Source organism: Rahnella rivi (assembly GCF_019049655.1).
In the GTDB taxonomy this organism is placed as follows: domain Bacteria; phylum Pseudomonadota; class Gammaproteobacteria; order Enterobacterales; family Enterobacteriaceae; genus Rahnella; species Rahnella rivi.
Genome location: NZ_JAFMOX010000041.1, coordinates 24,950 through 38,981, shown reverse-complemented (window position 1 = coordinate 38,981; position 14,032 = coordinate 24,950). Strand labels below are relative to the sequence as shown.

Below are 14,032 nucleotides of genomic sequence, written 5' to 3'. Positions count from 1 at the left end.
ATCATTTTAGGGCTCAACTGCCGTGCCTTTACTCATTATCACCACCATTTTGTGGGCCTTTTCCTTCAGCCTGATTGGCGTCTATCTCGCCGGACAGGTCGACAGCGTATTCGCCGTGCTGGTCCGTTTAGGGCTGGCGGCGCTGGTTTTCCTGCCGTTTTTAAGCTGGAAAGGCCATCAGCTCACCACCATCTTGCTGTACATGGCCGTGGGCGCGATGCAGCTTGGCATCATGTATCTCATCAGCTTTGAGGCGTATCTGTACCTTTCGGTGCCGGAATTCCTGCTGTTTACCGTGATGACGCCGCTGTACGTCACGCTGATTTATGACCTGATCAGCGGGCGCAAAATCCGCATCGGCTATGCGCTCAGCGCGCTGCTGGCGGTGGCGGGTGCGGCGATTATCCGTTACGACCACATCAGTGAACATTTCATCATCGGCCTGCTGTTGGTGCAGGCGGCGAACATTTGTTTTGCCATCGGGCAGGTGGGCTATAAACGTCTGATGGAAACCCGTCCGGTGCCGCAGCACACGGCGTTTTCCTGGTTTTATATCGGTGCGCTGTTGTGCGCCGTTGTGGCGTGGTTCCTGTGGGGCAATCCGCAAAAACTGCCGACCACGGACCTGCAATGGGGCATTCTGGTGTGGCTGGGGATCGGCGCATCGGGGCTTGGGTATTTCATGTGGAACTACGGTGCGACGCAGGTTGATGCGGGAACACTTGGGATTATGAACAACTTTCACGTCCCGGCCGGGCTGCTGGTTAATCTGGCGATCTGGCAACAGCAGCCGCACTGGCCGAGCTTTATCGTGGGAGCCGCAGTGATTATGTCCTCACTGTGGGTACACCGGCGTTGGGTCGTGCCGCGTCGCGAACAAACGGCAGATGATCGCACGCGTGCTGCCGCGCCGAACGAATAAAGGCTTCGGTCACCGGCTGGCGCTGTTCGCCGTCACGCACGGCAGCGTACAGCCGGCTCCATAAGCCATCGCCCAGGGTTTTGGTCACGACCAGACCCTGGCGCTCAAAACTTTCCACCACCCAGTGGGGCAGCGCCGCAATCCCCATTCTCGCCGACACCATCTGAATCAATAACAACGTGTTATCGACATTTTTCAGTGCCGGACTGACGCCCGCCGGTTGCAGGAAATGCCGCCAGATATCCAGACGCTGCCGCTGCACGGGATAAATCATCAGCGTTTCACTGCTGAGGTCTTCCGGCGTGATGACCGGTTTCGCCGCCAGCGGATGATCCGGTGCCAGCACCAGACGCACTTCAAAATCAAACATCGGGGAATAATGCAGACCGCTGCGCGGCAGGATGTCGGAGGTTAAGACGATATCCAGCTCGCCCTGTTGCAGCGCGGGCTGCGGGTCGAAAGTCACGCCGGATTTGAAATCCATCATCACCTGCGGCCAGTTCTGATGGAAGTTATCCAGCGCGGGCGTCAGCCACTGAATACAGCTGTGACACTCAATCGCAATGCGTAACGACGCCTGATGCGGTTCATTGCATGCCTGCAACGCCTGCTGGATTTGCGGCAGCACCTGTTCCGCCAGATTCAGCATGATTTCGCCCTGCGGCGTGAACCGTAAAGGCTGACTTTTTCGCACGAACAACCTGAAACCGAGACGTTGCTCAAGGTCACTGAACTGGTGCGACAGGGCCGATTGGGTCTGATGAAGCTGTGAGGCGGCGGCGGCCAGTGACCCGGTGTTGCGCAGTGCTTGCAACGTTCGCAGGTGTTTCAGTTCGATCATGAGAGTCCTTCACTGTGTCATGAATAATTTGCGCTTGTGGAATATACACTACCTGCGGATTATGGATGTGTAAACATCTGGATGGCTAAACAGGAATTAAAAAGATGACGATACTGAATCACACTCTGGGTTTTCCACGCGTTGGTCTGCGTCGTGAACTTAAAAAAGCACAAGAAAGCTACTGGGCAGGCAATTCCACTCAGGAAGAACTGCTGGCCACCGGCCGCGAACTGCGCGCCCGTCACTGGAAACAACAAACTGAAGCTGGCGTGGATGTGGTGCCGGTGGGCGATTTCGCCTGGTACGATCACGTTCTGACCACCAGCCTGCTGCTGGGTAACGTGCCGGCACGTCACCAGAACGCCGACGGCTCTGTTGACCTCGATACTTTATTCCGTCTTGGCCGTGGCCGCGCACCGACCGGTAAACCGGCTGCCGCTGCGGAAATGACCAAATGGTTTAACACCAACTATCACTACATGGTGCCGGAGTTTGTGAAAGGGCAGAAATTCAAACTGACCTGGACACAACTGCTGGAAGAAGTGGACGAAGCGCTGGCGCTCGGCCACAAAGTGAAACCTGTTCTGCTGGGGCCGCTGACTTATCTGTGGCTCGGCAAAGTGAAGGGCGAACAGTTCAACCGCCTTTCCCTGGTCAACGACATTCTGCCGGTGTACCAGAAGGTGCTGGCGGAGCTGGCAAAACGCGACATCGAATGGGTGCAGATCGACGAACCGGCGCTGGTGCTTGAACTGCCGCAGGAATGGCTGGATGCCTGCAAACCGGCCTACACCGCGCTGGAACAGAGCAAAATCAAACTGCTGCTGACCACTTATTTCGACAGCGTCGGGCATAACCTCGACACCATCCGCCAGCTGCCGGTGCAGGGTCTGCACATTGACGCCGTTGCCGGTCGCGATGACCTGCAAACTGTGTTCAACGCGCTGCCTGAAGACTGGCTGATTTCTCTGGGGGTGATCAATGGCCGTAACGTCTGGCGTGCGGATCTGAGCACCTGGTTTGACCGTCTGAAACCGCTGGTGGCAGGCCGTAATGTCTGGATCGGCAGCTCCTGTTCACTGCTGCACAGCCCGATCGATTTAAGTGTCGAAAGCCGTCTGGATGAGGAAGTGAAAAGCTGGTTCGCGTTTGCCCTGCAAAAATGTGCCGAGCTGGCGTTGCTGACCTCCGCGCTGAACAATCCCACAGAGGAAGCGCAGCAGAAACTGGCACAATACAGCGCGCCCATCCGCGCCCGCCGTGAGTCCGCCCGTGTGAACAATACGGCAGTCACTCAGCGCGTGGCCGCGATCACCGGCGCCGATATTGAGCGACAGAACGTTTATACCCAACGTGCCAAAGCCCAGCGTGCCCGTTTCAATTTGCCTGCATGGCCGACCACCACCATCGGTTCTTTCCCGCAAACCACCGAAATCCGCGGCCTGCGTCTGGACTTCAAACAAGGCCGTCTGGATAACACCAAATACCGCACCGGTATCAGCGAGCACATTAAGCAGGCCATCAAAGAGCAGGAACGTCTGGGTATCGACGTGCTGGTTCACGGTGAAGCTGAACGTAATGACATGGTTGAATACTTCGGTGAGCATCTGGACGGCTTTGTGTTCACGCAAAACGGCTGGGTACAGAGCTACGGTTCCCGCTGCGTGAAACCGCCGGTGATTATCGGCGACGTCAGTCGTCCCGAAGCGATCACCGTTGAGTGGGCGAAATACGCCCAGTCCCTGACCGAAAAACCGGTCAAAGGCATGCTAACCGGCCCGCTCACCATTCTCTGCTGGTCCTTCCCGCGTGAAGATATCAGCCGTGAAACCATCGCCAAACAAATCGCGCTGGCGCTGCGTGACGAAGTGGAAGATCTGGAAAAAGCCGGTATCGGCATCATTCAGATTGATGAACCGGCGCTGCGCGAAGGCCTGCCATTGCGTCAGTCCGAGTGGAAGGCGTACCTGCGCTGGGCGGTGGATGCGTTCAAACTCAATGCCGCGGTTGCCCGTGATGACACCCAGATCCACACCCACATGTGTTACTGCGAATTCAACGACATCATGGATTCCATCGCCGCGCTGGATGCTGACGTAATCACCATCGAAACTTCGCGTTCTGATATGGATTTGCTGGAGTCATTCAAAGACTTCGAATACCCGAACGAAATCGGGCCGGGCGTCTATGACATTCACTCGCCGAATGTCCCAAGCGTGGAATGGATTGAAGATCTGCTGCGAAAAGCTGCGGACCGCATTCCGGCAGAGCGTCTGTGGGTCAACCCGGATTGCGGGCTGAAAACCCGGGGCTGGCCTGAAACCCGCGAATCACTGGAAAACATGGTCAAAGCCGCCAAACGTCTGCGCGCTGAGAAAGCCTGAAATAAAGAGTTGTTGTGTTGTTGCTGAAACAGTTGGGGCACTCCGGTGCCCCTTTTTTTTGGCGCTCATTCGTACTTTGTTACGACTCTCTCAGGCGGCGTCATACGGTGGCTGCGGGCTGATTAGCGGCCATTTTGGCGGCTCGTTTCCGCGCGAGGTGGCGTTGTCCGCTAGGCTTAAAGGACGTTTCATTCATTTCAAACATTTCAAACAGGGAGAGAACATGAAACGATTTACAGACAAAGTGGTTGTCGTGACCGGCGCGGGTTCAGGTATGGGGGCGGCAACGGCCCGGCGTTTTGCTGATGAAGGCGCGATAGTCGTGCTGGTTGGCCGAACCAAAGAGAAACTGGAGAAAGTCGCGAGCACGCTGAGCAGCACGCAATATTATATTCATCTGGCAGATGTTTCTTCGGCGCAGGACGTCGAGCGAATGGCGGCGGTCATCGGGGATAAATTTGGCCGCGTGGATGTGCTGGTGAATGGCGCAGGCGTGGTCGTCCAGGGGAAAGTGACCGAGGCAAGTCTCGAGGACTGGCAAAAAATTCTGGCCATCGACCTGAGCGGTGTTTTCTACTGCACGCGTTTCTTTATGCCCGCGCTGATAAAAAGCAAAGGCAACATCGTGAACATCTCATCCGTGTCTGGCATGGGCGGCGACTGGGGCATGAGCTTCTACAACGCGGCCAAAGGCGGCGTGACCAACTTCACCCGTTCGGTTGCTATGGATCACGGCAAAGACGGTGTGCGTGTCAACGCGGTTTGCCCGTCGCTGACCTTTACCGAGATGGCGGCAGGGATAAAAGACAATCAGCCTCTGCTGGATAAGTTTGCAGAACGCATCCCGCTTGGCCGTGGCGCTGAGCCGGAAGAAATCGCTGACGTGATCGCGTTTCTCGCCAGCCACGATGCCCGGTTTGTGACCGGCGTAAATCTGCCGGTGGATGGCGGCCTCAGTGCCTCTAACGGCCAGCCTCCGCAGGCATAACCGGCTGTGTCCGGTTCACCGGCGTGCGTCGACGGCCGCCGGTGAACCCTTTTCCCGTCAATGTTTTCCCGTCATTGTTCGCAAATCTGCGACTTCTTTTTCTTCCTTCCACGCAGGTTGGTTATCATGGTGTGATTCTGCAAACAGGTAGCACGACCATGACTCATCCTCTTTTTTCTGTTTTATCTCCGGTACTTGAAGCCACCAATGGCATCCGCCAGGTTTATTATGCGGGCAACCAGCATCCGGTTCCTGCGCTGGCCTATCAGGTCGATTTTCCGCGTCTCGAGCTGATTCTGGACGGCGAACAGGTAATGGAATGGGAGGACGAACAGGGGATGACTCAGGCGACGCTCTTGCAGGCGGGCGATGTGTTATATGTTCCGGCGAAAGGCTGGAACAGCCCCCGGTGGCAGATGCCGGTGCGCACGCTGAGTATTTTATTTGGCAAACAGCAACTGGGTTTTAGCCTGCTCCACTGGAATGGCGCAGGTTTTGATTCCAGCGAAAAGGGCAATATCGGCAGACGCGGCCCGCGCGTCGGGGCATTTATGTTGCAGGCGCTGAACGAGCTGGCGTGGCACAGAAGCGATCAGCAAACCGCGAAATTTTTGGTGAAAGGGCTGCTGAGCCATACGTTAGATCTGTTCAGCTCTTCGGTACAAACGGCATCGCGCAGCCAGGCTCTGTTCAGTGCCATCCGCCAGCATATCGAAGTCTATTTTCGCGAGCCGCTGACCCGCGATTCTGTCGCTAAATCTTTCTACATCTCGCCCAATTATTTATCGCATTTATTCCAAAAAAGCGGCGGCATCGGGCTGAATGAATATCTGAATTATGTCCGGCTGGAACAGGCGAAAAATCTGCTGAAAGGCTACGACATGAAGGTGAAAGAAGTGGCGCATGCCTGCGGATTTACCGACAGTAACTACTTTTGCCGTCAGTTTAAGAAAAGCACCGAACGTTCCCCGTCGGAATATCGTCGGCAATATCGCAGCCAGTTTGAGCAGGAACAGGCGTGATGTGTTTTGCGGTTTGCGGGCACCCTGGCGAAGGCAAGGTTACGGCAGGATGATGTGTGTACCCTGTGGCGAGGTGGCTATTTTCTTTACGGCAGTCATCACTTTTTCGGGTGTGCGTAAAAAGGTATGCATGCCTGTCTGAACGCAACGGCTGTGGGCAAAACGCTCGCGGTTTTCCAGTTGGATCTCGGTGATTAACAGAACAATATCGGCCTGAGCGATATCACTTTCTGACAGCATGTTTTCAATGCCCAGTGCGCCCTGCGTTTCCACTTTCACCTGCCATTTTTCCTGTGCGCTGAGCTTCTCAAGACGCTCTGCCGCCATATAAGTGTGCGCCACACCGCTGATACATGCGGTTACTGCAACCAGTTTGAGCGACATCGTATTTCCTCTGATCAAAAGTTTTACCCACCGAGCGTCACGTTATAACCGTATTTTTCGGCCATCGCATAAAACGGCGCAATAGTTGCGGCATCCGGCACCTTTGTTTGATGCATTGAATAGGTTTTATCCAGTAACGGATATTTCGCTTCACCGTATTTGTGGAAGGGTAAAAGGTGGATTTCAGTTAATTTGAAAGGCTTCAGGAAATCCAATATTTGTCGCATATTTTCAGGCGTTAACGTGAAGCCTGGGATCAGCGGAATCCGTGGAAGCAGCTTCACGCCGCGTTGTGTCAGCGCGGTGAAATTCTGCAACACTCTTGGCTGGTTCATATTGAGCACTGATCTTGCCAGCGCGGGATCCATCATTTTGAAATCATACAACACCTGATCGCAGTGATCGGTAAGCGCAAGCAGATGATCCAGCGGCGCATCGCCCGCCGTTTCGATCGCCGTCGAAATGCCCAAAGCCTGCAACTGCCGGAGTAACTGACCGGCAAAAGCATATTGCATCAACACCTCGCCACCTGACAGCGTGACACCGCCGCCCGACGAACGGAAAAAAATCTCATCTTTGAGCAGACGCGTCATTAACGCCGGCAGCGTAATGTCTTCGCCGACATATTCCATTGCGCCACTCGGGCATTCGTTCGGATCCTGCAAACAGGTGCGGCAGTTCAGGCATTTCGCCTGCCGTTTGATGACCTGAATACGTGGCGACATTGATTCAGGGTTGGCGCACCACGGGCAGCGGTGCGGGCAGCCTTTGAAGAAAACCAGGGTACGAATACCCTGGCCGTCATTGAGCGAAAAGCGCTGAATATTGAAAATGCGCCCGCGCCTTTCCGGCTCATTCAACACAGGGATCTGCATATCATAACTGGTGTGCGGTACGGCCGATAATGTCATCCTGAATCTCCCTCGACAGTTCGACAAAGAACGCGCTGTAACCCGCCACCCTGACGACCAGCCCGGCAAAATCCTGCGGACGCTTTTGCGCTTCACGCAGTTGTTCAGCGTTCACCACGTTGAACTGTATATGCTGTAGTTTCAGTCGGGTAAAGGCGCCAAGGAAATCCGCCAGTTTGTTCAGCCCCTGCTGACCTTCCAGCGTGGATGGCGTGAATTTCACATTCAGCAACGTCCCGTTAGACAGCAGAGTGTTATCGAGTTTGCTGACCGATTTCAGGACGGCGGTCGGCCCTTGGTGATCTTGTCCCAGCATCGGGGAAAGGCCGCCGTCGGCAAGTTGCTCACCGGCGAACCGTCCATCGGGCGTTGCACCGACCACGGCACCCAGCGGCACATGTGCTGACACCGTGTAAGAACCCGGAGTGAACTGGCCGCCACGCGGGTTGCGGTATTGCTCGACCTCTTTGCAGTAATAACGCAGTAAGTCGGCACTGATTAAATCCACTTCATCAACGTCGTTGCCATATTTCTCGAAGCGGTTGATGAGCCGGGCGCGGATGGCGCGGCCCTCTTCACTGGCAAAGTTCTCTTTCAGCGAAGCCAGTAGCTCATCAAACGTCAGACGTTGCTGGTCAAACACCATGCCTTTGAGCGCGTGCAGGGAATCGCTGAGATTCGCGATACCAATGCCCTGAACCCCCGAGAAGTTGTAGCGCGCACCGCCCTCAGTAATGTCTTTACCGCTGTTCAGACAGCCTTCGATAAACGAAGACAGCAGGGGAACCGGTGCCCAGTCACGGTGGCCGATGTCACAGATATTGCTGCCCTGCGCCATCAGCCGGACGTAATGGCTGATTTTCTGGCGGATCTGCTCCACAAGTTCGGGATAAGTCATTGCCGCATTGCCTTCATTTTCGTGCAGCGTCAGTTCCATGACTTTCAGCAGGTTAAACATCGCGATGTCATGCAGGCCGTATGTTTTTCCCGGAATCGATAATTCGACACAGCCCACCACGGCGTAATCCCGCGCGTCTTCAAGCGACACACCGCGGTTAAGGAAGGCAGGCACCACGACTTCATCATTAAAAATTTGCGGAATACCGGTCCCCATTCGGATGGTTTCGGCGGTTTTCAACAGGAACGGGCGGTCAATCAGTTCATTGACCCGAACCCCGAGATTCGGCTGCGGCAGGCAAACATTCTGGTAGGCATCCAGACAGAGGAACGACAGCACATTGACGGCGCTGCGGCCGGTTTCTGTCAGGCCACCGAGTAAAATGGTGTAACCGGTCGGGAAACCGGCGAAGTAACGGGCGCTGGAGGCGGAGCGTAACAGTACGATGTCATTGCATTTCACCCACAGACTTTCCAGCAACTCTTTAAGAAACGCCGGGGATTCGCCGTGTGAAAGGGAATGCTGGTAGAACGGCAGCATGTACTGATCGAAGCGGCCAAGTGACAATGAACTGGCGTTGGATTCGTACTGCAAAATGATATTCATGTACCAGAACAGCTGGCAGGCCTGATAGAAATCCTGCGGCTTATTGCCGGAAATATGGCGCGAGACGTGAGCGATACGCACCAGTTCCTGTTTTCTTGTGTCGTCCTGACAGCTTTCCGCCATCTCTTCAGCCAGTGCGGCGTAGCGCAAAATATGCCGTTGCGCGGCCTTAAGCAGAATCAGCGCCGCTTGATAAAAGGCGTTATCCGGCGCCTGATCATTGAGCTGCACAAGTTCAGCCACTAAATTGTCCAGACCCGAATTAAGCAGGCGCGGGTAATCAATAATGATGTGCCCCTGGCCTTTATCGGTCTGATTAATACTGAAAATCTGGGTCCGGGTGGCCGCCGTGACCTCTTCCGGCATCTGGCTGTTGATGAAGTCTTTCATTGAGCGCGATTCCCAGTAAGGGAAAAGCTGCCCGCGATAGATCTGTTTATCTTCCCCGGAAATAGTGAAACGGTCCTGCGGACGGGTGGAAAACGCGTCCAGCTCTTTGAGCAGCCAGTAAGGGTCCATTTCAGGAGAGATGATCCCCGCACGCGGTTTGACCGTTCGGTTACCGGCAATCAGCTCGTCTTCACGCAGGGCAATCTCAACGTTATCCATAATGTATGCCGTGGCTTTAGCACGGCGCACAAGAGTCAGTTCGCCCTCCGTGCTGCGGTGACTTTCGGTATACAGCAGGGCACGTTCCAGCGAGATTTCACGCGGGCTGGCGAACAGTGCGGCTTTTAGTCGTTCGGTGCGGGACGTCATCATATTCTCCTTGTGATCAATCCGTGACGGCAGCTTTAGTCAGGTGTGCTGCGATTTTTTCCATAATGGCGTCAGCGCGTTTTACTGCGTCACTGATGCCTACGCGAACGGTGACTTTGCCTTTAAAGCGCTCTTCAAATTTGATGCCAATATCTTTGGTCAGGATCACGATGTCGGCGGCAGCGACGTCTTCGGCGGTCAGTTCGTTCTCCAGACCGATTGAGCCCTGAGTTTCCACTTTGCATTCCCAGCCTTTGGCTTTCGCTGCGCGTTCGATGGCCTCTGCTGCCATGTAGGTATGGGCAACGCCGGAAGGGCAGGCGGTAACAGCAATAATTTTGGTCATAGTTAATTCCCTGATGTCAGTTAATTTCGAAGTCTAAGTCCAGGTCAGATTCCTGATGTGTCTTGTTGGATTGCTTTTTGGCCGCCAGATATTTCAGCAGATTGAGACAAAGGGCGGTGACGACCATGCCGACCAGCAGCGCGCCGATGTAAGCAAATTTGCCCTGAACGACAGGCAGCACGATCAGCCCGCCCCATCCCGCGTAGCACTCTGCGCCGAGCAGGGCGGCGGTCACCGCGGCACAGGCAGAACCGAACATGATGGAAGGAATAACGCGCAGCGGGTCGGCAGCGGCGAAAGGAATCGCGCCTTCAGTGATGCCGACGCAACCCATCAGCATGGCCGCTTTGCCGGCTTCACGCTCCTCGGTGGAATAATACTTACGGCCAATCAGCGTTGCGAAACCTACACCGAGCGGAGGTGTAGCGATGGCAACCGCCGCAATGGCGACCACCGTATACACACCCTGCGCCACGCAAATCAGCATAAAGGCGTAGGCAACTTTGTTGACCGGCCCGCCCATATCGAAAGCCAGCATCAGGCCCATAATGATGGCGAGTACCACAATGCTGCCCTGCTGCATGCCTTGCAGCCAGTGGGTGAGCGAGGTGGTCAACAGCCCGACAGGTTCGCCCAGCCCCCACATCATGATCCCCGCCGTCAGCAACGTACCGACGATCGGGATCACGAAGATCGGCATCACTGAGCGCAGGATCTTAGGAACCGGGATCTTCTTGAGATAGAAAACAATGATGCCGCCCAGCAGGCCCGCAATGATTGCGCCGAAAAAACCTGCACCAAAAGAGGCGCCGACCCAGGCACCGATGGCCGCAGGAGCCAGTGCAGAGCGATCGGCAATGGAATACCCGATGTAGGCAGCCAGAAAGGGCACCATCAGGGTTAAACCGGCGACGCCGATATCAAACAGCTTTTTGAGATTGGGATCGGTCAGAGGGTCCGGAACGGCGCCTTTACCGTACAGCATGACGGAGATGGCCAGTAAAATGCCCCCCGCGACGACAAAGGGGATCATGTGGGAGACGCCAGTCATCAGGTGCTGACGGGTATTTTTTAGAATATTGAGCAAGTCTTTCATGATTGGCTCCGGAAACGGCTGGTGTCGGGCTTAACGATCGCAAATATCAGGGCTGATTAACGAAAAAAGCCCAGATACTGAAAGGGTATCGACGACAACAATAGGCTGACGACCGTGGCGCTAATAGTGGACAAAATTGTGTTTTACTGGACTTTTGTAATGTTCGATTGAAAATGCGAGCAGGTTCAAATAACCCGAATAAACCTCAGAATCCTCAACCCCTGTACACTGTGAGCTGCCTCGCAAAAAAGCTCATACATTACATTTATCCAGTGTTTGCCATTTTTGTCTGGTAGCCAGCGGGCGCTTGCGGCTCTTATTCTGCAACAGCCGGTAAATTTCACCGGAATCTGGGATGAGGATTCAGAAATGACCAAGAAGTTGAGCTTCACCTGCGTACTGGTAAATGGGGTTCACGCCCGTCCGGCGAGCCATATAGAAACGTTGTGCAATGGATTTACCGCAGCGTTTCAGTGGCATAACACCCGTACCGGCCGCACCGCTGACGGTAAAAGCGTGCTGTCGTTGATCGGCGCAGATATTTTGCTTGGTGATGAATGCCACATCACGGTCGAGGGAGCGGATGAAGACGCCGCCCTGGCCGCTCTCACGCATTTTATTGAACACACATTTCCACTGTGCGATGAAGCCCTTCCTGAACACCCGGAAAATGCAGAGCTCGAACCGCTTCCTGAATCCTTAGCGCATCTCTCGCCGGTGGTTTACCGCGCCCGTTCGGTCAGTGAAGGCTGTGCATCGGGCAGGCTGATTACCCTCTCAAACGTGAATCTGACGGCGCTTACCGATTTGCCTGAGTCACAGGGTAAGGATAAAGAACAAAGTCAGCTTTCCGCCGGGCTGGCGCAGCTTGAAAAATCCATTGAATTACAGCTGATGGAGGGCAGCGGCACCCTCACCGCCGTGCTGGAGGCTCATCGCTCTCTGCTGCGTGATAACAGCCTGCGCGATGCGCTGCTGGGCCATGTCATGGAAGGTAAGAGCTGCGCGCAAAGTATTGTGGATACCGCCGCACATTTCAGTGCGCAACTGGCACAATCTTCCAGCGCCTACTTACGTGAGCGCGAACTGGATATTCGTGATGTCAGTTTCCAGTTGCTGCAACACATTTACGGAGAAGCGCGTTTCGCTCCCCAGCAAACCCTCAGCGAAGCCAGCATTTGTCTGGCCGACGAACTGACGCCAAGTCAGTTTCTCGAACTGGATAAAAAATATCTCAAAGGCCTGCTGCTTGGCAGCGGCGGCAGCACGTCTCACACCGTCATTCTGGCGCGGTCGTTCAATATCCCTGCGCTGGTGGGCGTCGATCCCGAGCCTTTGCAGGCGTATCTGGGACAGGAAGTGCAGATCGACGGCGATCTGGGGTTGATCGCCTGTGCGCTGACGGAACCTGTGCAGCGCTACTATCGTCAGGAGCGGGCGGTGCATCAGGTACTGCGCCAGCAGCAGAGTGAGTATCTTGATAAGCCGGGTTACACCGCTGACGGCGTTCGTCTGGAAGTGGCGGCAAATATTGCGCACTCGGTTGAAGCCAGCGCGGCCTTTGGCAACGGCGCCGAAGCCGTCGGGCTATTCCGTACAGAAATGCTGTATATGGATCGCGCCAGTGCGCCCTCTGAAGATGAGTTGTACAACATATACTGTCAGGCGACGGAAGCGGCTAACGGCAAAACCATTATCGTGCGTACGATGGATATCGGCGGTGATAAGCCGGTTAATTACCTGAACATTCCCGCTGAAAACAACCCCTTCCTTGGCTATCGCGCCGTGCGTATCTATCAGGAGTTTTTACCGCTGTTTCACACGCAACTGCGCTCGATCCTGCGTGCTTCGGCGCACGGATCGTTGAAAATCATGATCCCGATGATCTCATCAATGGAAGAGATTTTGTGGATCAAAGATCGTCTGGCGGAAGCCAAACAGTCGCTGCGCAGCGAGCAAATCCCGTTTGATGAAAAAATTCAGCTGGGGATCATGCTGGAAGTCCCTTCGGTGATGTTCATCATCGATCAATGCTGCGAAGAGATTGATTTCTTTAGTATCGGCAGTAACGACCTGACGCAATATTTGCTGGCGGTTGACCGCGACAATGCCAAAGTGACCCGCCATTACAACAGTCTGAATCCGGCGTTTCTGCGTGGCCTCGATCATGTGGTGCGTGAAGTCCATCGCCACGGTAAATGGATTGGCCTGTGCGGTGAACTGGGGGCAAAAGGCTCTGTGCTGCCGTTACTGGTCGGTCTGGGGCTGGATGAAATCAGTATGAACGCGCCGTCAGTTCCGGTGACCAAAGCGCGGCTGGCAAAACTCGACAGCCGCGAATGCCGCCTGCTGCTTAACCGCGCCATGCAGTGCCGTACCTCGCTGGAGGTTGAACACCTGCTGGCGCAGTTCCGCATGACCGCGAACGACGCGCCGCTTATCACGACAGAATGTGTGGCGCTGAACAGCGACTGGCGCAGCAAGGAAGAAGTGATCAAAGGCATGGTTGATAACCTGATGCTGGCAGGCCGATGCCGCTACCCGCGCAAGCTTGCCGCAGACGTCTGGGCCCGTGAAGCGGTATTTTCGACAGGACTCGGTTTTGGTTTTGCTATCCCGCACACCAAATCTGAGCACATCGAACAGTCGACCATCAGCGTGGCAAAACTCAAGGCACCGGTGCAGTGGGGCGATGAAGAAGCGCAGTTTGTGATCATGCTGACGCTGAATAAACACGCTGCCGGTGACCAGCACATGCGGATTTTCTCTAAACTGGCGCGCCGGATTATGCATGACAGTTTCCGGGATGCGTTGATGCATTCGACCACGGCCGCGCACATTGAAGCGTTGCTGAAACAAGAGCTTGAACTCTGAC

The 14,032-nt window shown here is 55.0% G+C and carries 11 protein-coding genes; 5 read left to right on the top strand and 6 right to left on the bottom strand.

Going from position 1 to position 14,032, the window contains the following annotated elements:
* Positions 1 to 22 precede the first annotated feature (22 nt).
* Complete coding sequence (locus tag J1779_RS02010; protein ID WP_217202718.1) at positions 23 to 922, top strand: carboxylate/amino acid/amine transporter; 900 nt, start codon at positions 23 to 25, stop codon at positions 920 to 922.
* On the opposite strand, the gene metR is transcribed toward J1779_RS02010, so the two are convergent.
* On the bottom strand, positions 828 to 1,763 hold the full coding sequence (metR, locus tag J1779_RS02005) for an HTH-type transcriptional regulator MetR (protein WP_056772115.1): 936 nt from the start codon (positions 1,761 to 1,763) through the stop codon (positions 828 to 830). The two genes, J1779_RS02010 and metR, sit on opposite strands and share 95 nt — an antisense overlap.
* A 104-nt stretch (positions 1,764 to 1,867) precedes the next feature.
* Here metR and metE point away from each other — a divergent pair, with 104 nt between their 5' ends.
* From metE to J1779_RS01990, 3 genes are all read left to right on the top strand, one after another.
* A complete protein-coding gene (gene metE, locus J1779_RS02000; protein WP_217202717.1) occupies positions 1,868 to 4,147 on the top strand; it encodes a 5-methyltetrahydropteroyltriglutamate--homocysteine S-methyltransferase in 2,280 nt (759 codons plus the stop codon).
* Between the two features lie 223 nt (positions 4,148 to 4,370).
* The gene (budC, locus tag J1779_RS01995; protein WP_217202716.1) at positions 4,371 to 5,135 is read left to right on the top strand and encodes a meso-2,3-butanediol dehydrogenase; all 765 of its coding nucleotides are present in this window, start codon (positions 4,371 to 4,373) and stop codon (positions 5,133 to 5,135) included.
* Between the two features lie 158 nt (positions 5,136 to 5,293).
* Positions 5,294 to 6,157 carry an AraC family transcriptional regulator gene (locus J1779_RS01990; RefSeq protein ID WP_217202715.1) on the top strand — a complete coding sequence of 288 codons (864 nt, stop codon included), beginning with the start codon at positions 5,294 to 5,296 and terminating at the stop codon, positions 6,155 to 6,157.
* A gap of 39 nt (positions 6,158 to 6,196) precedes the next feature.
* On the opposite strand, the gene J1779_RS01985 is transcribed toward J1779_RS01990, so the two are convergent.
* The 5 genes from J1779_RS01985 to J1779_RS01965 are packed head-to-tail and all read right to left on the bottom strand — an operon-like array spanning position 6,197 to position 11,157.
* Entirely contained in the window at positions 6,197 to 6,541 is a 345-nt protein-coding gene (locus tag J1779_RS01985; protein WP_056772102.1) for a PTS fructose-like transporter subunit IIB, read from the bottom strand.
* A gap of 23 nt (positions 6,542 to 6,564) precedes the next feature.
* The gene (locus tag J1779_RS01980) at positions 6,565 to 7,452 is read right to left on the bottom strand and encodes a [formate-C-acetyltransferase]-activating enzyme (RefSeq protein ID WP_217202714.1); all 888 of its coding nucleotides are present in this window, start codon (positions 7,450 to 7,452) and stop codon (positions 6,565 to 6,567) included.
* Complete coding sequence (locus J1779_RS01975) at positions 7,418 to 9,715, bottom strand: formate C-acetyltransferase (protein WP_217202729.1); 2,298 nt, start codon at positions 9,713 to 9,715, stop codon at positions 7,418 to 7,420. Before J1779_RS01975 ends, J1779_RS01980 begins: the two co-directional genes overlap by 35 nt.
* Before the next feature lie 16 nt (positions 9,716 to 9,731).
* Complete coding sequence (locus J1779_RS01970; protein WP_122096552.1) at positions 9,732 to 10,061, bottom strand: PTS fructose-like transporter subunit IIB; 330 nt, start codon at positions 10,059 to 10,061, stop codon at positions 9,732 to 9,734.
* A 16-nt stretch (positions 10,062 to 10,077) separates the two neighbouring features.
* Positions 10,078 to 11,157, bottom strand: a complete 1,080-nt coding sequence (locus J1779_RS01965) for a PTS fructose transporter subunit EIIC (protein WP_122096553.1) — start codon at positions 11,155 to 11,157, stop codon at positions 10,078 to 10,080.
* A gap of 369 nt (positions 11,158 to 11,526) precedes the next feature.
* Between J1779_RS01965 and ptsP the strand changes: the two genes are divergently transcribed.
* Positions 11,527 to 14,031 carry a phosphoenolpyruvate--protein phosphotransferase gene (gene ptsP, locus J1779_RS01960; protein ID WP_217202713.1) on the top strand — a complete coding sequence of 835 codons (2,505 nt, stop codon included), beginning with the start codon at positions 11,527 to 11,529 and terminating at the stop codon, positions 14,029 to 14,031.
* Position 14,032 lies beyond the last annotated feature (1 nt).